Genomic DNA, 23,883 nt, shown 5'->3' with positions numbered 1-23,883 from the left:
CTGAATTATTTTGCATGTTACTCATCACCAAATATATGTAGCAAAATCCGTGCCAACTCCGGTTGGGATTGAAATATTTTTCTCGTTAAATTTAACTAAAGAAAATTCACAAGGGTCACTCCGATGACAGAATAACCTTCCGATCGCTGTTATCCCCAGATTTTTCGATTCCTTTTTATAAAGTTAAAATTTCCATGAAAAATAGTAGACCATCGCCAAATCTGGCACGTTTCTTGCTTGAATTAAGGATGTACAATGCTGAAGGAGGAAACGAAAATGAGTGTGGGAACGGAAATATATCGCAAAACCTTATTAACCGTGGCAGGCAACAAAGCTGTAGAGAACCTGTCCATTAAATATGGTAAGAAGCTGGCAGGCAAGTTTATTGCAGGAAACACCTTGGAAGAAGCTCTCGCAGAGATCCGCATACTCAATAACAAAGGCATTATGGCTACGCTCGATCATCTGGGTGAAGGCATCACCCGCCTGAGCGAAGCGGCATTGTACAGGGATGAGTATGTACGCCTGGTAGAAGGCATTGCACGTGAAGGCGTAGACTCCAACGTCTCGCTAAAACCAACCCAGATGGGCCTCGCACTTGACCCGGAAGAGGGTTATCGAAATATCCGTGCCGTTGCCGCACAAGCCAAATTACATGATCTATTTGTCCGAATTGATATGGAGGATAGTCCATTTACTCAAGCAACGCTGGATATTGTGCGAAGACTGCACTCGGAAGGACTGCATAATACAGGCACAGTATTGCAGGCCTACCTGCATCGCACGGAAGAAGATACACGTGATATGATTCGGGAAGGCATTCGGCTTCGGCTGGTTAAAGGTGCTTACAAAGAACCCGGATCAGTCGCCTATCAGAGTACTTCTGAAGTCATTCATCAATTCAAAACAATGATTCGTAATCACCTCGATCAGGGTGTGTACACTGCGGTTGCCTCGCATGATGATCACATCATTAACTGGACGAAACAATACGCCAAGGATCGGGGGATCTCGCCGGATGCCTTTGAATTCCAGATGTTATATGGTCTGCGCATGAGCGAACAGGAACGTCTCGCCAAAGAAGGATATCGCATTCGCTGTTACGTCCCTTATGGCACCATGTGGTATCCGTACTATACCCGCCGTTTGGCCGAAAAACCGGCTAATCTCTGGATGGTCGTTAAGAATATGTTCCGATAGTTAGTTTCCGGCCGGATCAATATATATGAAAAAGAAAACCATGTTGTCTCTTTCTTTCTGGGCACATGGTTTTTTCTGTGCGAACACTTTACGAGAGCATCCAACTTGACGAATGGTCTAAACAAAAGTTGACAACTATATAGTTAGGTACCATACTATGTTCATGGACAATCAAAACAAATCAACAACTGATATGTACCTCATCCCTTCGTTAGTACAAACGAAGCGTCAGGTTGATCGCTATCAATTAGACGTGGATGCACAAGCCGTGCTTGTCGCATCCAGACTGATGGTAGCAGGAGCCAAACTTGGGCATGCTGCGGAAATCCATTTCTCCAGATTCGGTTTATCGACAGGGCGATATCGTCTGTTGGCAGATCTTGAAGATCACGAAGGAGAAGAACTGCCCTCCCAACTGGCGGAAAATCTGGGTGTAACCCGTGCTACCGTAACTGGTTTAATCGAGATTTTAGAACGCGACGGACTGGTTGCTCGTCGGACCAGTTCTGTTGATGGTCGTCAGAAGTCAGTCATTTTGACCGCCAAAGGTGCGAAGAAGCTAACGGATATGGCTGCGGAACATTTTGCCAGACTGGAAGCGATGGTCGGATTACTTACGATCGAGGAAAGGAGTGTGTTTCTCAACCTGCTGGGGCGTGTAACACAAGGTATTACTGCACTTACAGATGAGTCACACGACTTCTCCGAACCAAAATCCTAGGAGCATAACAAAGAAAGGTGAACCGGGCTAGTTCAACTAGCCCATTTTCACCCCCATATAGTTAGGCTCCTAATTATATATAGGTGAAAGCAAATCAGTGATCTCTAAACAAAAAAGGAGTAGTGATATGGTTAACCTTAATGACCCCATTCATTCCGAGGAAGCTTATCCAAACCGAGCCGCTAATCCTCCCCCAAAACCTTTTGTACTGTGGCGTGAATTAATTCCGGCCTACTTGTCTCCTGCCATCATGGCAAGCATCGGGGGAATCGTTACCGCTGATAAAGTCCTTCAGTTACGAGCTTTAACAACGATTGGAGGGGCGTCTCTGCTTATGGCTCTATGGGCCGGACTCTGGCTTCGTAACCGTAAGAACCGCACACGGTGGGTGGCGAAAGCACCCCGGATCATTGTCGTGGGCTGCTTGGCACTTGCAGGCGCAGGGTTTGGCTTGGTGGCGGCGTGGGGGATTTCTAATGTATTGCAGATCGTAAACCCGAGTTCTTCATGGGCTTGGTTGGATCATATTGGGTTCGATTTTCCATTGTCCGGTGCAATAGCTTGTACGATCATGACATGGCGCTGGCGAGCTTACATTATCAAATAAACAAGTTCATTATAAGGAGAGATTGAAACATGATTACTATTATTGGAGCAACAGGGATGATTGGAAATGCACTTTTGAGACGTTTGATGGAAAGAGGTATTCCCGTTCGGGCAGTAAGTCGAAAGCCGGATAAGCTTCGTCAACAAATGGCGGACTTGGCGTTGTCCGGGATTGAAATCTGTGCTGCCGATGCAAATGATTCCGAATCCATGCGCAGAGCTTTGGCGGGTACCAGTCAACTATTTCTAGCGTTATCCAACAACCCTAAACAAGTGGAACTAGAGACATCCATTATTCAGATGGCTGCACAAGAGGGAGTGGAGCATGTCGTCAAAATATCCAGCCCCGCATATGACGAACGTTCACCAGTAACTGTAGCAGGCTGGCATGAACAAATTGAGCAAGCTCTAGTGAAATCCGGGATGACATATACAATGCTGCGCCCCTATGCTTTTATGCAAAATCTGCTCCGACTCGCACCAACCATTACAACCCAAGATGTATTCTTCGGCTGCATTGGAGATTCCCCGTGCAACTTCATTGATTGCCGAGACATCGCAGATATTGCCACAGAAGTGCTGACTAGAGACAAACCAGTGAACCGCATCTATACGCTGACGGGTTCCGAAGCATTCACTTATGCACAGATTGCAGATAAAATGTCCACCCTGTTCAATCGGCCGATCAGATTCCTCAACCTCAAACCCGAGGAGCTTCGAACGGATCTGATCGAACATGGACAGATGCCTCCTTGGCTTGCAGACCACGTGGTGGAAATTCAGACGATGTCTACCGTTGTGCCAGAGAAGCCGACGGATATCGTTCAACGCTTGCTTGGCAGAGCGCCGCGCTCACTTGATGCATTCCTGAGAGAGCATCGAGATGCATTTAAACCGAGACTGTAACCAAGTTAGACAATAACGAAAAGTCATAAAGAATTATGGACAAACAACTATGAGATCTTCAGGAATCATAGGCGATAATAATGTTTTTAAAGAGAACCACAATTTTAAATGTCTATTTTTCTGGACACACCCATTTATTATTCAAAAGTTAACCACTTAAATTGTAGCATTAGGATAGAGGCATTCGCATTGATCTGTGTTTCGCCTGCCAGGGTCTGCAGATCAACTGCCGATGCACTGGAATGATTCCGTAATGTCAGTACATCACTTGATGCAGCAGTGATAATGATCATTCCTGGATTGGGCAACGATGAAAAACACCGCGTAGTCCCCAGCATTACAAAAACAACATTAACCACGATTTCCGATTGCCTTATGTATGATTCATGTCAAAAAATCTATACACACTTCACTTTGAAAGCTATACTATGGATAACTATCTCACTCAAATATTTCCATCTACTCCGATCATAAGAGTTCCTTGTAACAGGTACAGTCCTGAAAGTTATGCCCAAATTGAGGTGATACCGATGAAACATTTACTTCCAGATTTAATGTCTTTATTGCGCACGGATATGGGTACTCTGGATACAGTCCTCCCCACCCCCTGTATCCCTTCATCGACATCGCTGGTAGATGCCATCTCCTTATTCGACACATCTTCTTATCTGTTCGTTCAGGATGAAGGTCCTGTACTGGGATATATCGTGGTATCCGATGTCCTGCATGCCATGATGCATGCGCATCGCCTAATAGAAGCTTATTTTGAGACCACACTGGAGACAGCGGGTTCAGCTCTGACATTAATTAATGAAGATGCCAAGGTGGCCTACTGGACAACTGGCGCGGAGCATGTTTTTTCGATCAGCAAAAATGATATTATCGGAAAGCCTGCGGCAAACTTTTTTCCGCCTGATCGGCTACAGTCTCTCAAGACGTTGTATACCGGCGAAACGGTCTATCGCAAACAGCATCAGCCACGGCCCGACCTGTTCGCCCTGATTAATGCTCGTCCTGTCCAACTGGATGGACATATTGTGGGTGCAGTTGCTGCCGAAGTGGATATAACAACTGAAATCCGATTACATCAGGAACTATTACATATGACATCCAAAGTCCAACATCTGGAAAAAGCCGTTGCCAGACTGCGTCCTGACACAGATCCCTTTGCTCGCATCAAAGGCAGCAGCCCAGTGATTCACCAGTGTTTGGAGACCATTCGCAAGATCAGCACCACCTCAGCAACCGTACTTATTCTCGGGGAGAGTGGCACAGGCAAGGAGTTATTCGCCAAAGCCATTCATGATCTTCGTGAATTGCAGACGGCACCGTTCATCGCGATTAACTGCGGGGCAATTCCCGCTTCCTTGTTCGAAAGTGAATTATTCGGCTACGAAAAAGGCGCCTTCTCCGGAGCGGATCCCAAAGGCAAAAAGGGCAAGATCGAGCTTGCCGAAGGGGGTACCCTTTTTCTGGATGAGATCGGTGAGATGCCATTGGAATTGCAAGTGAAACTGCTTCGGGTGTTGCAGGAGAAGAGTTACTTTCCTGTGGGGGGAACACGTATGAAACAGGCCGACTGCCGGATTATCGCAGCAACCAATCAGAATCTACGGAGTATGATTGCCCGCAATCAATTCCGGGAAGATCTATACTATCGGCTGAATGTCATTAACCTTGTCATCCCTCCTCTGCGTGTGCGCAAGGAAGATCTATATGAATTAACCCAAACGTTTCTTCAAGAATTCTCATTGCTCTATAACCGTCATATTGAGTTGGTTCCACCCGAAGTATTCAAATTGCTGTTCCAATATGATTGGCCAGGCAATGTACGTGAATTACGAAATGTGATCGAACGCCTGACCATTCTGACGACAGATGGTGAGGTGAAGCAGGAATACCTGCCTGATACCCTCACTTCCCTTACCATGCAAGAACAGTGCGAAGTTCAACTGACATCCGGAATTCATTCATATGCCAACAACGAAAATCAGCAACGTCAGGATTCGGCGGGAGCAGAACCAGAACCTCGATCCATTGCAAATGTGGACGAATTAGATCCCTCGAATGATTCCGAACTTGTCTCGGGTGTTACCTACCAGCAAAAATTGGACACCTATGAGGCGCAACTTTTAATTCAATATCTGAAAGCAGCAGGTGGCAACAAACGAACACTCGCCAAGCAACTTGGCATCTCCAGGGCAACGCTCTATAACCGCATGAAGAGGCTTGGTCTATGACCAGCCTCTTCTTGTCGTCATTATCGGTATGATGAACGAATAGAACCCTACAAAATCCGCGCCAAGCGAGTCAGCGCTGTTCTGAGATGGCGATAGAATGTCGCCCGACTCATGGAACACGTCTGGGCTGCGGCAGTTGGATTGCCAGCATGCGTCCAGTAGGCCGCGTATAACAGCATCTGATCCTGTGGAGATAGGCCATGCACTCTGCCTTCCAACAGATCCATGACATACAGCTGTAACTGGATTCCATCCTTTACTCCTCTAACCCTGTCAGCATATTCATGCAATTCTCCCGGGGAACGAAGATCCCCCAACATCTTGCGAACATCCTGTTCAGTCCAGATAACACCATCCACTTCTGTTGTTTCCGGCTGTATACGATCTTCTGTTGATTTCGGATCAAGCAGAGACATGACCCACTCTCCGAATTGCCCGCTACGCAAATCCAAATCAAGTATGTCCGCCCGGTCCTCGAATCTGTCACAGACACGAGTGCGGATTCTTCGCATCTGGAATCCAATACTTTGCAAAAATAGTTTCAGGTGAGGATTCGTTGCAACGAGCATCGCTCTCGCACCATCACCCAGTAGAGATAGTCGATCAAGTGCCATGTATCCCACCAGTTCTTCTCGTGTATAACCAGGCACATCATCTCTTGCCGCAGCCAGCAATGCAAAGTGAGTATCACTCTGATCGGGGTCATTCTCAAGCTCCTGTAGAGTGAAGCATTCCTGCATCTCATTCGGAAAATATTTCAAAAGCAGCTCACTACTACCCCTATGTACAAGTACCGTGATAAACATGGCGATTGTCTCCCCAAGCTTGTCACGCATTAATACGATTCCTTCGGGAAAACGGTGTGCCAACTCATCCAGGAAGGGACCGTAGGACACAGCCTGCCATGGTTCCACGCTGTACTCGCACCATTGCTGTAACAAGCTGTGCAGAGCGGGCAGATCCTCTTTTCTCATCGTCTCAAGAGGGGAGAACAGGGAATCACGAGACACGTCTGCGTACTTGCGGTATTGAAGCATGGATTCCTGACAGAGCAGCAGCATCTTTCGGGCGATTTGACGACGCTCATGAGCCCCTGCGTGTTCATGTAGCGGTTTCAGCAGCTTCGCAATCTTGATACGCATTGTCTGCAACCGATGTGGCTCACGCTGTCGAAAATCCCGGAGCAGATGCACCCTGGCCATGTCATGCAGTCCAAGACCATCCGGACTGGAACGGATAAACGACATCTGTCTCAGCATGTGGTAGTCTTCTTGCGTCACAGTCATGTCCAGGACAGATGATAACAATTCCTGATTGGCTGTCTCAATCAGTGTCAGTACCTCCACCATGGGATGTAGATGGGAATTCGTCAGTTCCAATAATAATCGTGCACTGATCATGTGTGATAGCTCAGCCCATTCGGACTGTGGAAGATTCCTCCTCTGATCCGCAGCTTCTACAGCAAGGGCCAGCCCCAGCGGATGTCCATCGGTCATTCGTGTAATGGTACCTGCCATCCCCTGATCCAGAAAGCCTGCCAACGTGATATATTCCGTAATCTCATCCACTGTGAAATGTTGAAGCCTCATCTGTATAAACCTCTGATGTAATCGGGGATGTGTCCGCCAGGTGGACGCCAGTTCCGGGCGTGATGCAAGAATGACAAGTATCCCTCTTAACGGAAGTTTGGATACAAAGACTTCCATGAACCAGCTTTCTAACAGAGCAAGCTCTTCATAATTATCCACGGCCAGGACCAATCTCTTCTCGATCGATGTGTCTCTCAGCAGACTCAATGGTCGCGGGTATCCTTCACTATCCATTGTTTCCAAGCCTAATGTAGAGGACAAATAATCCATAAAAACGGAAGGAGTTGCCCCACATGATCGACCATCCATCCATATTGCCGTCGCACCTCGATCCCGAGAGACAGATAACATCTCTGAAAGCAAGGAAGATTTACCAATGCCTCCCATGCCCGTAATTGAAAATATGGTTAATGGGGCTTCCGGATGATTGAACCACCGCTCCAGTGTCGTCAGTTCCTTGGTTCGACCAATGAAACGTTTGCCATCCTCAACATATTTGTCGTATTTTGCCTCACTACTGTTTCCCATATATGTCCTCCGTACTAGATACTGGTACTTTTAATATACTTTTTTCTCTCACAAAATTGAGACTATATTGAGACGCGCAATTGCATGTGAAGTGATAGAATCTTGTTAAAAGCCAATTTAATGGAAATATTCAAAACAGCGGACATGGAAACGTATAACAAGGTATACATAAACGCCTCTGCATTATTTCTTATCATAATGGATCATTCCGCCGATCAAACTGCAATCAACATGTTACATGAGCATTTACTGATCTCGAATTCATGCTTCCCTTTCATACCCTACTACCAGCCCGATATTCCAGGAAAGGCGGATTTGTGTGAGAATAAACCTCGATATCTGTAATCTGAGCGGACAACTCGGAATCAATCCCAAACGACTTAATGAATGGCTACACCAAAGTGGCATTTCAATGGAGGACAACGACGCAGAACCGGAAGGACGCCCTGACCGGTCATCCCCCCCGTATCGGCTGGCTGCACCTTCTTCCTTATCACTGGCACCATCCTCCGGTCAAACGAAGCTATATCGGGGCCGACGCTCCACTCCTACCCTGCAACACCTTCCCGCCTCGTTACAACGGACTCGGCGGATCAGTAAAAACTGCTAGACTGTGCTCAAGGTAGTGTAAGATGGGTGCACAGTCTGTCTTACATCCCTTTCACCCCATCAAGAGGATTGCCACTGCCCATTCTCGATCATCGCGTGCGCGAGTAACGCCATCTCCAGACAGATTCTTCTCCCTTGATCCATGTAACCTGGACCCATCAGTTCTTCCAGCTTCTCCAGTCTGTTGTACAACGTTTGCCGATGAATAAATAACTGGGCAGCTGCATCCCGTTTGGAACCAAAGTTCTGCAGGTACGCATCCAACGTCTCCACCAATCGCAGGTGATGCGTTTGGTCATGTTCAATCAACATACCCAGGTGATCCTGGACAAAGGGTTGCAGGAAGGATTGGGGTAACGCTTTTAACATTTGATATATACCCATACGTTCGTAAAAGTGAACATGTTCCATCAGATCTACCGATCTTGAAACTTCGATCACCTGATAGGCCTCCTGAAGGCTCTCCGGCAGGCTGGTCAAACGGTTGCGTAACTTGCCAAATCCCACATGAATCATAACCTGTTTCAAGTTACGACTGGCAAACCGTTTCACGTCCTGGGCAATCCCCTCCAGCAATCGCAGCAGTTGATGACGTGCAGCAGCCGTTACCGCTTCCTTCGCACAGCATAGATATACCTGGTTGTTCTTCAGCATAATCAGGCTAGGCAGATTGTTCTTCTTGAGCAAGGAACGCAGCAGGACAAGAACATCCTGATGATTGGCTTCCATTCTCTCCCGGCCTGTACCCTTCAGTCGATGCTCAATCTCGATGACCCCTCCTGCAAACCAGTACTGTCCCTTCACCAGCAAACGAAGCCCCATTCGAGTCTGAGCCTGTTCCTCCTGATGGATGTTGCCATTCATCAGATCCTGGATCAGTTCATTCTGATTGCGGACCATCTTCTCTTCAAGAAACTGGGATCGAAGCGTGAGCGCCGCCGCCGCCTTCGCTGTATAATCGAGCAACAGCTTGAGATATTCGACTGGAGCTGCGGGATGCACAATCATGCCTACAGCCGAAAATACCTGGCCAAAACAGACGACCGGATGACACAACAGAGCCTTCTCTTCGTCGATGTGGAACCATAATTCAGTATCTGAATCATTCAAATCCAGATGTTCTACCTCCTGCTCATACCAGGTATAGATGGCCTGTTCCATCTCAGGAACAAGTTCGGGCACAAAACTGCCTGGCTCCATGGACGAAATGTAAACCACAGGTTTGGTAGCATACTCATGCAGCAGGTTCAGCACAGCAGACATATCCGTACTCTGTAATGTTCGTTGCTGAAGCTGACGGGAGTATGCTTCCAGACTTTTCAGCAACTGGTGTTGATGATTAATGAGCAGAGAGTGAATATCCTGTGTAATCTCGACAAAACGGACCGGTTGTTCAAATACGATCAGCGGAAACTGGTGTCTGTTCGCCAGTTCAATCAGTTCTTCCGGGATTCCGTATATGCTGGTACCAAACTCCACACATAGCCCCGCTGCCTCACTGCCAATGAGCTGAAGCAGATACTCTTCGCGCCCTTCTTCCGATTGAAGCCACAGTCCAGTGGATAAAATAAGATCATGGGGGCTTACGAATGGAGATACATTTGTAATCTCCAATACATGAACCCAACCAACCTGACGGTTCACTCCATCCTTCCCTGCCGCTAGTCGTGCTCGGCCAAATACTGGACGTGCAAGGATATCTTTGATCGTAAACACACGGTCATTTCGCAATGTCGATCCCTCTTTGTGTTATTTTTTCTTACATTATAATCTATGGACAAATGTCCTGAACAGTCTTTTTCGACAATATGTTGAGTTCAATTCCTAAAAATTAGACATCAAGTAAGGTGCAAAACGAATATCCAAGTCATAAACTTGTAGTATAATCTAACAACCAATAAATGGACGAGGTGCATGGTGATGAGAATCGGAATTCCCAAAGAAATCAAGAACAATGAGAATCGTGTAGCAATGACTCCGGCCGGGGCTACTGATTTCATCAGAGCCGGTCACCAGGTACTGATTGAACAAGGCGCGGGGATCGGCAGTGGATTCACGGATCATGAATATCAAGCTGCGGGCGCCGAGATTCGGATTGATGCCAAGTCCGTGTGGACCGCAGTCGATATGATCATCAAGGTGAAAGAACCGCTTGCCAGTGAATATGGATATTTTCGTCCGGGACTGATTCTGTTCACATACCTGCACCTCGCAGCGGAACCGGAGCTTGCCAAAGCCCTTATTAAAAGTCGGGTAACGGCTATTGCGTATGAGACGTTGGAGGTTAACAATACCCTCCCCCTGCTAACTCCTATGAGTGAAGTTGCAGGCCGCATGGCCTCCCAGATCGGAGCACAACTACTGGAGAAAACGGAAGGTGGCAAAGGCATTCTGTTGTCCGGTGTACCAGGCGTCAGTCGGGGGAAAGTGGTCATTATTGGTGGCGGTACAGTTGGAACAAATGCAGCCAAAATTGCTATTGGTCTTGGCGCCGATGTGACCATCCTTGATCTGAATCTGAATCGTCTGCGCCAGTTGGATGATATCTTCGGCAATCAGATCCAGACGCTGGTATCCAGCCCGTCCAACATTGCAACAGCTGTTGCTGCGGCAGATCTGTTGATCTGTGCGGTGCTGATTCCGGGCGCCAAGGCGCCAACACTTGTCAGCGAGCAAGTGGTTAAGACGATGGCACCGGGTTCGGTCATTGTGGATGTGGCGATTGATCAGGGCGGGATCGTTGAGACCATTGATCATATCACAACCCACGATGAACCGACCTATGTGAAACATGGCGTCGTGCATTACGCGGTGGCGAACATGCCAGGCGCCGTGCCGCGGACGTCCACGGTGGCGCTGACCAACGCCACCATGCCTTATGCGCTGCAGCTGGCCAACCACGGTGCAGCAGCCGCGATTCGCGGCAGTTCGTCCATTCGCAGCGCGGTCAACGTGCTGAATGGACACATCACGTATGAGGCGGTCGCCCGGGATCTCGGGCATGCCTATGTTCCGGCGGGTCAGGCGCTGGAGAATACCGCCGCTGTCCAGTAATCTTGATATGATCGTTCCACCCGGCGCCTTGTTGCCAGGCCTGTGGAACGCAATAGAAGCGCAAGTCGGGCAGATGATGTTCCCGGCTTGCGCTTCTTGATTTTTTTCACATAGGATAGCTTGTTGGTTGGTATAAGGCCTTTAGGTTGCTCCGGTTTTGGCGCTTCAAACTGCTCGCTCACTGCACACTTCGCGGAAGTTGCAATCCCGGCAGGACCGGTGCGAAGGCATCGCTGTGAAGTAGGTGACGTCCTTGGGACGGTTATAATACTCATCCTCCACGCAGGATCGCATCTCCTCGATATAACGGCCTACGTTCTCCTCTACCTTCCTTATATCCTCTTCCGTTGCGGTAAATTCTCGGTGCTTCCCGGTTAACAGATACTCCACTCGCAGCTCAATCTGCTCCAAGGGAACCCGGTAGTGTTCTCTCACATAGGATGCGTACAGCATTAGCTGATCGGAGAAGTCATCTTCCTTGCCCGTCTTCCAGTCCACAATGACAATATTGCCGTTACTGCGCCGATACAATAAGTCCATCTTCACATACACGCGTGTATCGTGCAGCATCATGGTATCCCATTTCTCAATCTCCAGAATGTCCGTACTTGCCCGGGACAAGTCCTCCCACGTAAGCGTCTGGTACAGGTTGCTGACACAGGCCGAAGCCCGTTCCTTAATCGTGGCAATCCGGTCATTCAACGTATCATCCCCGTAATAGATCTCCGACAGCATCGTGCGATTCTTGGGGTTCAGCCGCCACTGATCCACATCCATGGATTCCACATACGCCTGATTCAGCAGCTTGCGTATCGTCTGTTCCAGAAAGTGTTCACGCGGTTTATCCTTGCCCTCTTCCCTGCTGCGTACCGCCGACTCACACATCCGATGTGCGAGATCCCCGAAGACAAGGTACAGATTGCTGAGCTGTTTCAGACGGTACAGACGAACCTGCATCTCATCAGCAGCGTCTGCCTTCCAGCCGTTATGGGCACCGTAATAATGATAATAATATTTGCGCAGGCACTCATCGAACATACTCGCCCGCGACTGCGAATAAGACCATTGCGGGTATTGTGCCATAAGGTATTCTGCCTTTCTGTATGCCGGATCTGCATGAGATCCCTTAATGCTCACAGTATAAAGCCCGGGCAACATTGCCGCAAGCATGCTTCCGTTATTTTCTTCTGACGCAACCGTTTCCGATTCGATCCGTATCGTTTATATAGTAACATCACCAAAAGATGAAATTGCGGAGCAGAACGCTTAATATACTCCATAGAGGGCAGCGAATCCCAGACCGGGATGTTAGTATGGGTCTAACCCAGGGCCAGTGGGGGCCCGCGCTAACGAATCTCACACACCTTATCACGTGGATTATGAGGTTTTATGGAAACTAACGAACCCCAGACACGCTAATTAGTCTTTTTTCGATTGTAGAACGTGTTTATTTTATAAAAAAATTGTACAGGCATATCCTAAAAGGAGGCACTACCCATGAATCGACCGGATTGGTTCCAGGCGGAAGAAGCATTACAACAGATCCAAGTCATCGGAAGCGACCGGAATGAGCTCGTGAACATCATCGGCGATGTAGAAGGATTGAATTGCATTGGCACAGGTACGGATGCGGCTGTATTTACGTATGACGGCTTGCCGCAGTATGCCTTCAAGATGTACTCGGATCATGCCTTGGACAAACTCGAAAATGAAAAACAGGTATACGAGCAGCTCAAAGGCCTGACATACTTCCCTACCTATTATGGCAGCGGCCGGAATGTACTCGTGATCAGTTTTGAACCTGGGGATACCTTGCTGGAATGTTTGGAAAAAGGAATCCCCGTCCCCGAGCAGGTCATGCTCGATGTGGACGCAGCGCGAGAAGCCGTTCGCAGCCGCGGGCTGAACCCTCGTGACATTCATCTGAAAAATGTAATCCTCCAGAACGGACGCGGGAAAGTAATTGACGTCTCCGAGTATATTCAAGACGGCAATGACAATCGCTGGGAGCATCTGGTCTGGGCCTATCACAACATCTATCCACGAATCAAAGGAACGCCCATATCTCCACGCATGCTGCAAACGATCAAATGGGGATACAATCAACTCGATCATGCCAATGTCAAAATGGACGACCTCGCCAAGAAAGCGAATAGATTGTTCTCCAGATTTATGAAATGAGCACGTTGTACACGTAGATAATTGTCTTGATATTATTGAATCAAAACCACCCGGATAATAGCCTTGAAGAGGCCTTTATCCGGGTTATTCTCATAGGGTCACAACCATCTTTATAGACATTTTATTCGAGACTACTGGTAAACTGGTCGTGCTCAATCTTCTTTTCTTCCACGTCCCTGCGAGGGGGTCATGCCCTTGTATTGTTTGTATAATTTCGTAAAATAGTTGGCGTTGTCGCAGCCAACTCTGGCGGCGATCTCCGTAATGGTCAGACTGCTGCCTTGCAGCAGTTGCTCTGCTTCACTCATCCTGCACCCGTTCACGTATTCCACAAAGGTACGTCCGGTCAGCTTTTTGAACATTTTGCAGAAGTGATACGCATTCAATCCCACATGACTTGCCGCTTCCGTAACAGACATCTTACCTGTAGGGTCCGCTTCAATCTGCGCAATTAACTGTTTGAAGCGTTCGCGGTTTGGAAAATACGATCCGACCGTTTTATCCGGTAGCTGCTGCGGCATAAAGGTACGCGCAAGCAGGGTGAACAAAGCATGCAGCTTGGATTTCACCACGAGCTGATAAGCCGGGGGCTGTAACGCCATTTCCTCCACAGCTTCATTCAGCAAAGAATAATAGCCTGTGCATGCTGTGTTTTCTTCTGTCGGTTTGACCGGAAACCTCACTCTTCCTTCCAAATACGGCGCGACATATTGCTCATGCACAGGATCATGAGTGAAATCATGGAACAGTGCACGGTTCACTACAACGGAATCATAATGCACATCCCCCTCATCCAGAGCATATCCGACATGCAGTGTACCTCCAGGAATGATGATGACCTCACCTGCTCGAACCACATAAGGTTTGCTATCAATATGAAACAGCGCACTGCCCTTGCGCATAACAATCAGTTCAAAGTGTTCATGCCAATGCAAATACAGAATACATTCTTCAGCTTTCATATCTGAACACCGATTTTGGAACAGCTGAAACGGATGCGATTTATGATCAATTCGGGTATTTTCGTGAAGCGCTTTCAGATCCAGCACGACTTCTTCCCCCTCTTCACAAGATCCGACTATTATTACACAAGATTGTTTAGAGCCATCCCGTTAATCCACGGCTATAATGAGTGTGTCACGAAGTACTATAAGCCAATATTGGAGTGAAATACAACCATGAATAAATCATTACGCATCGGTACCCTTGTAGGCGGGCAGGACGCCGTCCGCGTTATCCCGCAGATCATGCAACACGGCTTCGAATCATTTAACCTGACCTTCTGGCAAACGACTGGTGATCTGGACCTGGCAGAGACAGCCAAACGTGTCCGTGAAATTGTGGACGAACAAGGCATTGTCATCTCCGCGGTGAGTGTATTTGGTAACCCGCTAACGGGAGCCGGAGACAACGCCGATACACTGGCAAGCTGGGAGCGGGTGATTGATCACGCACAACTCTTCGGTGCGGATATCGTCTCCGGGTTCACCGGACGATTGACCGATCAACCCATTAACGAGTCCATCCCCCGGTTCAAGGAAGTGTTTGGCGAACTGGCACGCCGGGCAGCAGACCGGGGTGTACGCATTGCTTTTGAAAACTGTGATATGGGTGGCACCTGGCAGACAGGCGACTGGAACATCGCCCATAATCCGACGGCCTGGGAGATGATGTTTGATGCTGTTCCGGATGAAAATGTAGGCCTGGAGTGGGAGCCTTGCCATCAAATGTCCAGTCTGATTGATCCTATTCCACAGCTACGCAAATGGGCTCATAAAGTCTTCCACGTACATGGCAAAGATGCCACGATTGCCTGGGATATTGTCAAGGAATACGGCGTGCATGGCCCACGTGAATTTGTCTGGCACCGCACACCCGGCTTCGGGGATAACAACTGGGCAGACATTATCACCATTCTGCGTCAGAACGGTTATCAGGGCACGATTGATATTGAAGGCTGGCATGATCCCGTCTACAAAGACGAACTCGAAATGACCGGACAGGTGCATGCTTTGCGATATTTGAAACAATGCCGCGGCGGCGATTTTGTGCCAAATCCAGTATAGGAAACCATGCGAGCTGTATAACACAATCCATGCGAAGGAGATGAGAACATGACTCATCCTTATCGGGTAATTATCGCTGGCTGCGGTGCCATGGCAAACACGTGGGCGGACTATGCCTTGCAAAGGTCAGATACAGAAATCGTGGGACTGGTCGATCTGTATGAACAGACAGCCCTTGCTTTTGCTACAAGACATGGCCTCACCTGCCCCACGTTCACCGATATCCGTGAAGCCATTCAAGCGACTGGTGCTAATATCGTATTTGATGTCACGATTCCGGCGAGTCATTACGGCATTGCCATGACGGCGCTGAAGGAAGGATGTCATGTATTTGGCGAGAAACCACTGGCAGAGTCCTTCTCCGATTGCACAGATATTGTGCAAACCGCTCGCAGCACAGGACACATTCAAGCCGTCATGCAGAATCGCCGTTTTGATCCGCGTATCCGCGCCTACCAGCACCTCATTTCCGGCGGAGCTATAGGGCAGGTAGGTTACGCAGGGGCTGACTTTTTCCTCGGGCCACACTTCGGCGGATTCCGGGATCTGATGGATAGTCCGCTGCTGCTCGATATGGCGATACATACGTTTGATCAGGCACGATATATTCTCGGAGCCAACCCGGTATCGGTATACTGCCATGAGTTCAATCCTCCAGGTTCCTGGTATCAGGGCAATGCGATGGCGTTATGTATATTTGAGATGTCCGACGGGTCCGTATTCAACTATCGCGGATCCTGGTGCGCAGAAGGTGTACCCACATCATGGGAAGCAAGCTGGCGCGTAATCGGTGAAAAAGGAACCGCCATCTGGGATGGTCATGATGACATCTATGCTGAGGTGCTTACTGCGCAAAGCCTGGATGCTGACGGCAAACCATCCTTTTTCCAGCCAAGTGAGCGGATTGAAGCGGAACTGCCTGTCATGGACAAAACAGGTCATCACGGCTGTCTCGAAGACATGTTCGCCGCACTGGAATCCGGCCGACTGCCTGAGACCGATTGCAGCGATAACCAGTTTAGCATGGCCATGGTCCTCGCTTCCTTGGAAAGCGCACGCACAGGCCAGAAAGTCTTCATCGCCAATCTAATGAAAAACACATAGCGCAGCGCCTGTGTTTTTCATATTAAACAAAGCCCAACTGCAAAGTTCAGCAGTTTGGGCTTTCTTGTTTTTACCTACTCCCCTTGCCTATACAAGGTACAAAAAAGTTTCTGACAAAACACGAAGTAGTGTAGGGGACGAAATCGATTCTGAAGAAACGAAGTGTTCGCCTTTATCACCGGATTTCGACTTTACAGAAGTCGATCAGGAAATCCGGGGATAACAGCGATCGAAAGAACGATTCGTAACCGGAACGGCCACTTTGCAGGCAGTGAGCAATTATTTTTTTGAACTACATCTTTTATAGAATTCCTTTTTTCATTGCCTTGTACACTAACTGCGAGAACAGACTGTTGGACCAAGCAAACCATGGTCTAGTGAACGTGTTTGGATCATCGGCGTGGAAGCCCTCATGCATATATCCAGTACCCGCATCCGTGTTCTCCAGCAATTCAATCATCGCTAGCATCTCCTCGTCATTGTCTGCGGTCAGACCCTGCATGGATAGCGCCATATGCCAGATGTATCCCGGAGGGGTGTGAGGGCTACCTATACCTTTGGCTACCTTCCCTTCATAGTAGAACGGATTTTCCTTACTTAAAATGAATCGACGTGTGTTCTGATACACCCTGTCTTCAATCGAAGCATATTCGATATACGGAATGGACATCAGCCCAGGCGTGCCCGCATCATCCATCAGACAAAAGTTACCGTAACCGTCCGTCTCATAGGCATAAATCTGCCCATACTCTGGATGACGGTAAGTACCGTACAGGGCAATACCATGTCGTATTTCTTCTTCCAAACGAGCCATCCGGCTTACCAGTTGTTCATCCCTGAACACCCACTTCGCGATCTCCCCCATCTGGCGCAAGGTTACCGCAGCGAACATGTTCGCCGGAATATTATAATGAAAATCACAGGCATCATCACTCGGACGAAATCCGGACCAGATCATCCCCGTGTAATTCACAGGCATACCCAATCCTTCATTACGCAGCGTATCATGGGCTGGACAATTACGGCGCATGAACCGGTAAGGTGAACGCTCTGAGTGATGCTGTTCTGTCTCCCACAGGTGTACGATATTCTCCATCACTTTCTTGAAGCGCTCATCGAATATATCTGTAAGTTCAGTCTCCCGCCAATATGTATAAGCCAGCTTCATAGAGAAACAGAGGGAATCCAGTTCAAACTTCCGTTCCCACACCCAAGGTGACATCTCCGTCTCATCATTGGCATCCCAATGCCATCCATTCGCCGTTTCATTGAATGCATTAGCATAGATGTCCATATCAGCATAGAACGTATGCCGTTTGATTAGGCCTCCGATAATACGCTGCAACTTCTCGTCACCCTTGGCAAGCGGAACATAATGCATGACCTGCTCTACGGAATCCCTTAACCACATCGCGGGAATATCCCCTGTAATCACAAAGGTTGTTCCATCATCCAGCAGCTTCGTGGTCGTTTCCAGTGTATTCGGAAAACAATTGCGAAACTGAGCAAGCAATCTCGGTCGATGTTGCAAACGCTCGTCCGCCTCAGTAAGAATATCCTGCACAGCTTGTGGCAATTCCAGTTGTGGCATAGGGATTTTCGGTAATCTGAACTGTTCCATGGATGTCGTCTCCTTACAACTCTATTGTTATTTTTGTTATGATAATTTATAATAACATTATTATTTGTAAGTGTACTGTGTCAGAAGATGATCGTCAAATGAAGGAGTAATGATATGTCACGCAAAGTATCCATTCAGACGCTGGCTGACCAGCTCGGATTATCCAAATATGCCGTCTCCCGCGCACTCAGTGGCAAGACGGGTGTCAGTGAAGCAACACGCGCACGAGTTCTGGAACTCGCTCGTGCTTTAGGATATCGCCAAAGTACTCCAGGTGCTAACAATATTCCTGCTGCAAACCATGCAGATTCGTCCGATCCACCGTTCGCTCTCATATGCATGAATCAGCTCAACCGCGGTGAACCCCACTACTGGCAACGTGTTCTGTCAGGCATGATCTCCGCCTGTAATGAGCGCGGTTGGCATCATGCGATTGTATCTCCCTCACTCGGAGTGATGGACGAGAACACCTCTCCCGAAAAAGCCATTGCTCCTCATTTGGACTGGGAACGATGTGCTGGGATTATTGTCATGGGGGCTTTTCCTCATACAGTTCTGCAACGGCTCTCTCAGACGGGTCGGCCTATTATTCTGGTAGATCATCAGGAACCCCTGCTGAATTGTGATACGATCAGCCATGATAATCTGGAAGCTGGCATCACCGTCGCGAGGTATCTAATATCTATGAATTGCCGAAGGATCGGCCTCATCACAGATGATGGTCGTGCTGCGAGCTTCGCCCAGCGGAAGATCGGGATTGAGTTGGCTTTGAACCATTTCCATGTGGATACCAGTCATACGACCAGCTTCAGAGAATGGAACATTCCGTACGAGAACGGCGAATGGGTTAACCAACTGGCTACCACCATTCAAAACATGCCAGAGGACGAACGCCCTGATGCCTGGATTGGTGTTAATGATGATATTGCTTTGCAATGGATGCACAAATTACAGGAGATCGGCATCTCTACTCCTAAAGATTGCCTTGTCATCGGTATCGACAATGTACACTCTGCGGTTACGTCCTCCCCGCCCCTGACCACAGTTAATCTGTGTAAAGAGGAACTTGGACAGCGCGCGGTCGAGGCTTTGCAACGCCGAATCGAACGCCCGGGGACACCAAAAGAAACCGTCATGTTATCGACCACGTTGATTCCAAGGGAATCGGCATAATTCGGAAAGGGTAACTGCACTTTTCTGAAGATGGATTCGTTATGTACTTGCTGTCTCCGTGAATCTGGTACATACAAAAGAGGCCCCGCATACCATTATGCAGGGCCTTTTCGTATATTAGGCTTATATCCTTATATTCCTGTACATTTACACTTAAATCTACTGATCCCTCCACCCATCCTTATACATCCATTCGAAGCTTCATTTACTTTATGTCTGAGAATTGTACTACTGGTTATTTCAGCCAAGGCAGGCTATCGTACGACGGAAGATCCACTTCCCAATTCACATCACGGACCTCTCGGTTAACTGCGGTTCGTTTCAAAGTGAATTTCGTTCCATTCTCTTTTTTAAAACCATGGATAATCAACCTGAGATCATCTACGATGTATTCTTCGTTTTTATTAGGCTGATTCGTAGTTCCCATCACTTCAACGGGATACTCCTTTCCTTCATGATCTATAGCCACCCATTGATCTCCATTAATATCATTTTGGAAAGTCCCTGATCCCTCCAAAACAAGAGAAGAGGTCCCTTCAAAGTTTCTTTCAGGCAGCTTTAATGATTGCTGCACTGGCCAATAATTGTATTTGGAAAATAAAACTTCATCTCCAAATTGTTCAAACTGTAGTACGTAGGTGTAGAATTCAGCATCCTTACGCATCTTTTCCAAATCCACTTCCAGGGACTTCTCCTCCCACACCGGGATGGTGTAGCCATCGAGGACAAAGCGAATTTTCTTCGCATCCACCGTAACATAAGCAGGGTCCCATGTCTCAGACAACTTCAACTGACCACCGTTCTGGTTCAGTTCGCTCAAATCTCGAAGACGGAACTTGGCTTCACGTGTATCCGGTCTGTTCCCATTGAATATTCGATACTCATTTTTTTCAGGGATTTCGATATGATACATAATGTCCATATCATCTGCCCAATCCTCATCAACTTTGGCACGAAGTTCATTATCCAGACTTACATTCAGGTCAAGCCGGGTTCCGTTTGGCGTACGTACAAGCTGGGTCATATCGAACTTGAGCCCTTCTGGCGTCGTATATGTGTTATCCATAGAATTTTCAACAGCCAATGATTTAGCTTTGGTCATATCGATATTGAATTGGAAGCTCCAATCCACCGTAACTTCTCTATCTTCGTAGGATTTCTTCTCGTAATCATAATAGCTGCCCACATTTAAATTACGCAGTTCACCCCGCACGACCACTTGATCCGGAATTTCATCATGGAACTGGAATAACAATCGTTCAGTTACGGAACCCTTAGTTCTGGTATCTCTTGCAAGAGTGGCAACCTGTCGCCCCTCTTCATCCGTAACATGAATTCTCCCCATCGCAGACAGTGACCGTGATAACCCTAATCCATCAGGTGTTGTTTGTTGCATGGTCATTACCATATGAGATCGGTCTACAAGCACGTCTTCAATTTTAAGCGTGTAGCCCTGGTCATTGATATTGATATCCGGATTAACCACAAGTCCAAGAGGTTTAAGACGTTTATAATCATCCGCAAAATAGGAATATTTCAATGCTTCCGGCACAGGCATATTCGGTAGCGGAGGGCGATCCACAGCGCTCACTGAGGGGGAGGGTGGCTCTGTTGTACGGTCAAAAGCAAACCAGGCTCCTCCGGCAAGAATCACAACTGCCGCTGCGGCGATTCCAGTCCGACGCATCCAATGCGTTCTCATGGATTTTTTCACGAATGGATGCTCGTCTTCTCCACTTTCCATAGACACGCCATCCAACTTCTGCATGACCTTAAGCGTAAAATCTGCGTCCGGCTCCTCACGGTACAAATGCTCTTCCCACAACCGATCTTCATCCTTTGAAATAGGCTTCATACGTGGCTAAACCTCCTTTGCGTTCCATTAGCTTCCTCAGCGTTTTTTTCCCGCGATAAAGGGCATTGCGCACTTTGGTTGAACTCATACCTGTAATGTCTGCAATCTCTTCATAGCTCAACTCGTTTGTGTACTTCAGTAATAACACCAGGCGATACGATTCAGGTAACTGTTCGAGCTGGCGGTATATTTCACGCTGCATCTCTTTATGCAGCACACGCTTTTCAGGTGTTTCATTACTGACAGGTTCGATCCCCTGATCGACCGGAGACATGACGGGTTTCTTTTCCCGTATAAAATCCCGCATCCGATTCACCGCAATGGTGTACACCCACGACGAGAAACTGCTTCCCTCCCGCCGCGACGGGAGATAACGATAGATACGAATGAACGTATCCTGAGCGAGATCCTGTGCATCCGGATGACTCGCGCCCATTCCGCGCATGATGCCGTAGACTTTATTTTTATATCGATCCACTAGCACGGAGAACAACTGCTTATCCCCTGCAACAATGCGCTGAATAAGCTCCTCCTCCGGTATCTGTTGAGTCATGTAATCCCCCTTCTCTACAGCTTCCATGCATGGTTCTGTACTATATAGACGGAAGCCGTTCCCGAAACCTCTCACTTTATCCAAAAAAAAGAATTCGCCCTCATCGGCGAAGCCGACTGGGTGAACTCTGCGTACCAACATATTGTGATCGCCGCTGCACATTCTCTACAGGTTTCGTGGTGAATTTTATGGCAACCCGAATCACACATTCCGTGGTAACCTCTTCCTGCTATCTTACCTTTCCTGTCTTATTTGTCTCTTAATCTTCCCTGTTCTTCTCCGCAACAAAATCAGCAAGCTGGGAATAGATCGCCACAATCTCATCCATCGACATGCGCACAAGTCCACTAGACGATGGAGCGACGAACTCCTGAATCTCCTTGACGATCGGGTCGTCCTGGAATCCCCATTGCACTTTGGCACGCTTGCTGTACTGGGTGTATACACCTTTTCCGACAAAACAGGCGATGTCCGGTCGGTATTTCTCCAACTTTTGCCGTAAAATCTGTCGTCCTTCTGCGTACTCTTCCTTCGTAATATCCTCCATACCTCTGGTGGGACGCGCCACAATATTCGTGAACCCATACCCCAGCTTCAGCAACTCTCCATCCTCCTGTGCATCATATAAACGCGGGGTTAATCCCGACCGTTCAAGAATGCGCCAGAACCGGTTTCCTTTGTAAGCATAATGATGACCCGTCTCTCCAGACGTAATGCTCGGATTGAAACCAATAAACAATATCGATAAACCAACATCCAGATGATCTGGAATCATGATGGGAAGCCCCCTTATCTTTTTTAACTAATTACATCTTTCGTGTGTGTATAAAATGATATAATAAGCAAAGTATTTTCGAAATCGGATTGAAATTTTCATGAAAAAGGAAGCTGAACTAATGATTGCAGACATCATGCTTGAAGTCGTCCTACCCGTCTTTCTCCTGATTGCCGTCGGGTCCTGGATGCAAAAGGTGTTCAAGCTGGACTTGTACACACTCGCCAAAATCAATTTCTATTGTATTACCCCCGCAGCCGTCTTTATGAGCATGTACCACTCAGATATGTCGGGCGAACTGCTTGGGACCGTGACACTCTTTTACGCGATATATGTATTGATTCTCTATATTGTAGGTTCTGTATTTGCGCGCTCGCTTCGGATGAATAAAGGCATGAAGGCTGCCTTCAACAACAGTATCATGCTGGATAACGCAGGCAACTATGGACTGCCCATCAATGCACTGGTATTCCGCGGCGATCCACTCGCCTCTTCCATTCAGGCACTGGTCATGTCTTTGCAGGCATTACTGACGTTCACCTATGGCGTGTTGTCCATTCAGGGCGCGAAGCTCAAAGGTAATTACCGTGCGGTGATTATTGGTTTTCTTAAAATGCCTGTTCCGTATGCGCTGTTGCTGGGGATTCTGTTACACATGTGGAAGGTTCCCTTGCCTACGTTCTTGTCCATGCCGTTGACTTATGCGCAGCAAAGTATGGTTGCTGTGGCACTGTTGACACTCGGAGCACAGATTGTAAAATATCCAATTCAACTGTACCGTCTTGATGTGTATATTAGCACATTTTTGCGTCTTCTGATTGGCCCGGCCATCGGCATTTCGATCGTGCTTATGCTTGGGTTGGAAGGTATCGCTGCACAGGCACTCATTATCGCTTCGGGTATGCCGACCGGTGTCAATGCATCCATTCTCGCGGAAGAATACGATAACGAACCCGATTTTGCAGCCCAGACGGTGCTAATCTCAACGTTGCTTAACATCATTACCATTACGGCACTGATCTCTTATGCCAAAACGTTCTGAACATAAAAAAACAAGTCCATGACCCATGAACAGGGTTGTGGGCTTGTTTTTGCGGTGCTG

Annotated in this window: 22 protein-coding genes; 12 read left to right on the top strand and 10 right to left on the bottom strand. The window is 47.9% G+C overall.

From position 1 onward, the window contains the following. The first annotated feature begins 276 nt into the window (after window positions 1-276). From AC4E8D_RS05900 to AC4E8D_RS05885, 4 genes are all read left to right on the top strand, one after another. Window positions 277-1,200, top strand: coding sequence for a proline dehydrogenase family protein (locus AC4E8D_RS05900; protein WP_221819017.1), 924 nt, complete (start codon window positions 277-279; stop codon window positions 1,198-1,200). A 163-nt stretch (window positions 1,201-1,363) separates the two neighbouring features. Then, window positions 1,364-1,921, top strand: coding sequence for a MarR family winged helix-turn-helix transcriptional regulator (locus tag AC4E8D_RS05895; RefSeq protein ID WP_221819016.1), 558 nt, complete (start codon window positions 1,364-1,366; stop codon window positions 1,919-1,921). A 127-nt stretch (window positions 1,922-2,048) separates the two neighbouring features. Next, window positions 2,049-2,528 carry a hypothetical protein gene (locus AC4E8D_RS05890; protein WP_221819015.1) on the top strand — a complete coding sequence of 160 codons (480 nt, stop codon included), beginning with the start codon at window positions 2,049-2,051 and terminating at the stop codon, window positions 2,526-2,528. 29 nt (window positions 2,529-2,557) lie between these two features. After that, window positions 2,558-3,433, top strand: coding sequence for an SDR family oxidoreductase (locus AC4E8D_RS05885; protein ID WP_490205968.1), 876 nt, complete (start codon window positions 2,558-2,560; stop codon window positions 3,431-3,433). 137 nt (window positions 3,434-3,570) lie between these two features. Here the strand turns inward: AC4E8D_RS05885 and AC4E8D_RS05880 are convergent, their stop codons facing one another. Beyond that, window positions 3,571-3,726, bottom strand: coding sequence for a hypothetical protein (locus AC4E8D_RS05880; protein WP_221819354.1), 156 nt, complete (start codon window positions 3,724-3,726; stop codon window positions 3,571-3,573). A 237-nt stretch (window positions 3,727-3,963) separates the two neighbouring features. Here AC4E8D_RS05880 and AC4E8D_RS05875 point away from each other — a divergent pair, with 237 nt between their 5' ends. After that, window positions 3,964-5,673 carry a sigma-54 interaction domain-containing protein gene (locus tag AC4E8D_RS05875; RefSeq protein WP_490205967.1) on the top strand — a complete coding sequence of 570 codons (1,710 nt, stop codon included), beginning with the start codon at window positions 3,964-3,966 and terminating at the stop codon, window positions 5,671-5,673. Window positions 5,674-5,720: 47 nt separating this feature from the next. Here the strand turns inward: AC4E8D_RS05875 and AC4E8D_RS05870 are convergent, their stop codons facing one another. Next, the gene (locus AC4E8D_RS05870) at window positions 5,721-7,790 is read right to left on the bottom strand and encodes an ATP-binding protein (protein WP_221819012.1); all 2,070 of its coding nucleotides are present in this window, start codon (window positions 7,788-7,790) and stop codon (window positions 5,721-5,723) included. A gap of 319 nt (window positions 7,791-8,109) precedes the next feature. Here AC4E8D_RS05870 and AC4E8D_RS05865 point away from each other — a divergent pair, with 319 nt between their 5' ends. Then, window positions 8,110-8,400, top strand: a complete 291-nt coding sequence (locus tag AC4E8D_RS05865) for a hypothetical protein (protein ID WP_221819011.1) — start codon at window positions 8,110-8,112, stop codon at window positions 8,398-8,400. A gap of 59 nt (window positions 8,401-8,459) precedes the next feature. Here the strand turns inward: AC4E8D_RS05865 and AC4E8D_RS05860 are convergent, their stop codons facing one another. Continuing rightward, window positions 8,460-10,130, bottom strand: coding sequence for a PucR family transcriptional regulator (locus tag AC4E8D_RS05860; RefSeq protein ID WP_221819010.1), 1,671 nt, complete (start codon window positions 10,128-10,130; stop codon window positions 8,460-8,462). A gap of 189 nt (window positions 10,131-10,319) precedes the next feature. On the opposite strand from AC4E8D_RS05860, the gene ald reads away from it, so the two are divergent. Next, window positions 10,320-11,453 (top strand): alanine dehydrogenase, encoded by a 1,134-nt coding sequence (gene ald, locus AC4E8D_RS05855; RefSeq protein ID WP_221819009.1) that lies wholly within the window; start codon window positions 10,320-10,322, stop codon window positions 11,451-11,453. Here ald and AC4E8D_RS05850 read toward each other — a convergent pair. Together AC4E8D_RS05850 and AC4E8D_RS05845 are read right to left on the bottom strand one after the other, a co-directional pair. Further along, window positions 11,420-11,635 (bottom strand): hypothetical protein, encoded by a 216-nt coding sequence (locus tag AC4E8D_RS05850; protein ID WP_490205966.1) that lies wholly within the window; start codon window positions 11,633-11,635, stop codon window positions 11,420-11,422. The genes ald and AC4E8D_RS05850 overlap by 34 nt on opposite strands. Further along, window positions 11,619-12,536 carry a PD-(D/E)XK nuclease family protein gene (locus AC4E8D_RS05845; protein ID WP_339308619.1) on the bottom strand — a complete coding sequence of 306 codons (918 nt, stop codon included), beginning with the start codon at window positions 12,534-12,536 and terminating at the stop codon, window positions 11,619-11,621. Before AC4E8D_RS05845 ends, AC4E8D_RS05850 begins: the two co-directional genes overlap by 17 nt. A 414-nt stretch (window positions 12,537-12,950) precedes the next feature. Here AC4E8D_RS05845 and AC4E8D_RS05840 point away from each other — a divergent pair, with 414 nt between their 5' ends. Continuing rightward, the gene (locus tag AC4E8D_RS05840) at window positions 12,951-13,634 is read left to right on the top strand and encodes a serine/threonine protein kinase (RefSeq protein ID WP_221819008.1); all 684 of its coding nucleotides are present in this window, start codon (window positions 12,951-12,953) and stop codon (window positions 13,632-13,634) included. A gap of 152 nt (window positions 13,635-13,786) precedes the next feature. Here the strand turns inward: AC4E8D_RS05840 and AC4E8D_RS05835 are convergent, their stop codons facing one another. Then, entirely contained in the window at window positions 13,787-14,683 is an 897-nt protein-coding gene (locus AC4E8D_RS05835) for an AraC family transcriptional regulator (protein ID WP_221819007.1), read from the bottom strand. A gap of 129 nt (window positions 14,684-14,812) precedes the next feature. Here AC4E8D_RS05835 and AC4E8D_RS05830 point away from each other — a divergent pair, with 129 nt between their 5' ends. Continuing rightward, complete coding sequence (locus AC4E8D_RS05830) at window positions 14,813-15,700, top strand: sugar phosphate isomerase/epimerase family protein (RefSeq protein ID WP_076214488.1); 888 nt, start codon at window positions 14,813-14,815, stop codon at window positions 15,698-15,700. A 48-nt stretch (window positions 15,701-15,748) separates the two neighbouring features. Continuing rightward, window positions 15,749-16,804, top strand: a complete 1,056-nt coding sequence (locus AC4E8D_RS05825; protein WP_490205965.1) for a Gfo/Idh/MocA family protein — start codon at window positions 15,749-15,751, stop codon at window positions 16,802-16,804. Between the two features lie 301 nt (window positions 16,805-17,105). Here the strand turns inward: AC4E8D_RS05825 and AC4E8D_RS05820 are convergent, their stop codons facing one another. Then, a complete protein-coding gene (locus AC4E8D_RS05820) occupies window positions 17,106-18,425 on the bottom strand; it encodes a glycoside hydrolase family 125 protein (RefSeq protein ID WP_221819004.1) in 1,320 nt (439 codons plus the stop codon). A 114-nt stretch (window positions 18,426-18,539) separates the two neighbouring features. Between AC4E8D_RS05820 and AC4E8D_RS05815 the strand changes: the two genes are divergently transcribed. After that, entirely contained in the window at window positions 18,540-19,598 is a 1,059-nt protein-coding gene (locus tag AC4E8D_RS05815) for a LacI family DNA-binding transcriptional regulator (RefSeq protein ID WP_221819003.1), read from the top strand. A gap of 235 nt (window positions 19,599-19,833) precedes the next feature. On the opposite strand, the gene AC4E8D_RS05810 is transcribed toward AC4E8D_RS05815, so the two are convergent. From AC4E8D_RS05810 to AC4E8D_RS05800, 3 genes are all read right to left on the bottom strand, one after another. After that, window positions 19,834-21,453, bottom strand: coding sequence for a hypothetical protein (locus AC4E8D_RS05810; protein ID WP_490205964.1), 1,620 nt, complete (start codon window positions 21,451-21,453; stop codon window positions 19,834-19,836). Next, the gene (locus AC4E8D_RS05805) at window positions 21,431-22,006 is read right to left on the bottom strand and encodes an RNA polymerase sigma factor (protein ID WP_339307173.1); all 576 of its coding nucleotides are present in this window, start codon (window positions 22,004-22,006) and stop codon (window positions 21,431-21,433) included. The genes AC4E8D_RS05810 and AC4E8D_RS05805 overlap by 23 nt, the downstream gene beginning before the upstream one ends. 259 nt (window positions 22,007-22,265) lie before the next feature. Then, on the bottom strand, window positions 22,266-22,781 hold the full coding sequence (locus tag AC4E8D_RS05800) for a mismatch-specific DNA-glycosylase (RefSeq protein WP_237176703.1): 516 nt from the start codon (window positions 22,779-22,781) through the stop codon (window positions 22,266-22,268). 121 nt (window positions 22,782-22,902) lie between these two features. Here AC4E8D_RS05800 and AC4E8D_RS05795 point away from each other — a divergent pair, with 121 nt between their 5' ends. Beyond that, entirely contained in the window at window positions 22,903-23,823 is a 921-nt protein-coding gene (locus AC4E8D_RS05795) for an AEC family transporter (RefSeq protein ID WP_091015648.1), read from the top strand. Window positions 23,824-23,883: the final 60 nt, after the last annotated feature.

Source organism: Paenibacillus sp. SRL342 (assembly GCF_984798905.1).
Note: the sequence above shows the minus strand (reverse complement) of the source record. Positions and strands in the feature narration are given on the sequence as shown.

Excerpts from the sequence above, each read along its gene's own strand:
- AC4E8D_RS05830 (WP_076214488.1), top strand. The coding sequence starts at position 14,813 with ATGAATAAATCATTACGCATCGGTACCCTTGTAGGCGGGCAGGACGCC.
- AC4E8D_RS05805 (WP_339307173.1), bottom strand. The coding sequence starts at position 22,006 with ATGACTCAACAGATACCGGAGGAGGAGCTTATTCAGCGCATTGTTGCA.
- AC4E8D_RS05845 (WP_339308619.1), bottom strand. The coding sequence starts at position 12,536 with ATGGCACAATACCCGCAATGGTCTTATTCGCAGTCGCGGGCGAGTATG.
- AC4E8D_RS05895 (WP_221819016.1), top strand. The coding sequence starts at position 1,364 with ATGGACAATCAAAACAAATCAACAACTGATATGTACCTCATCCCTTCG.
- AC4E8D_RS05795 (WP_091015648.1), top strand. The coding sequence starts at position 22,903 with ATGATTGCAGACATCATGCTTGAAGTCGTCCTACCCGTCTTTCTCCTG.
- AC4E8D_RS05875 (WP_490205967.1), top strand. The coding sequence starts at position 3,964 with ATGAAACATTTACTTCCAGATTTAATGTCTTTATTGCGCACGGATATG.
- ald (WP_221819009.1), top strand. The coding sequence starts at position 10,320 with ATGAGAATCGGAATTCCCAAAGAAATCAAGAACAATGAGAATCGTGTA.
- AC4E8D_RS05890 (WP_221819015.1), top strand. The coding sequence starts at position 2,049 with ATGGTTAACCTTAATGACCCCATTCATTCCGAGGAAGCTTATCCAAAC.
- AC4E8D_RS05870 (WP_221819012.1), bottom strand. The coding sequence starts at position 7,790 with ATGGGAAACAGTAGTGAGGCAAAATACGACAAATATGTTGAGGATGGC.
- AC4E8D_RS05825 (WP_490205965.1), top strand. The coding sequence starts at position 15,749 with ATGACTCATCCTTATCGGGTAATTATCGCTGGCTGCGGTGCCATGGCA.
- AC4E8D_RS05880 (WP_221819354.1), bottom strand. The coding sequence starts at position 3,726 with ATGATCATTATCACTGCTGCATCAAGTGATGTACTGACATTACGGAAT.
- AC4E8D_RS05810 (WP_490205964.1), bottom strand. The coding sequence starts at position 21,453 with ATGAAGCCTATTTCAAAGGATGAAGATCGGTTGTGGGAAGAGCATTTG.
- AC4E8D_RS05820 (WP_221819004.1), bottom strand. The coding sequence starts at position 18,425 with ATGGAACAGTTCAGATTACCGAAAATCCCTATGCCACAACTGGAATTG.
- AC4E8D_RS05815 (WP_221819003.1), top strand. The coding sequence starts at position 18,540 with ATGTCACGCAAAGTATCCATTCAGACGCTGGCTGACCAGCTCGGATTA.
- AC4E8D_RS05840 (WP_221819008.1), top strand. The coding sequence starts at position 12,951 with ATGAATCGACCGGATTGGTTCCAGGCGGAAGAAGCATTACAACAGATC.
- AC4E8D_RS05800 (WP_237176703.1), bottom strand. The coding sequence starts at position 22,781 with ATGATTCCAGATCATCTGGATGTTGGTTTATCGATATTGTTTATTGGT.
- AC4E8D_RS05900 (WP_221819017.1), top strand. The coding sequence starts at position 277 with ATGAGTGTGGGAACGGAAATATATCGCAAAACCTTATTAACCGTGGCA.
- AC4E8D_RS05885 (WP_490205968.1), top strand. The coding sequence starts at position 2,558 with ATGATTACTATTATTGGAGCAACAGGGATGATTGGAAATGCACTTTTG.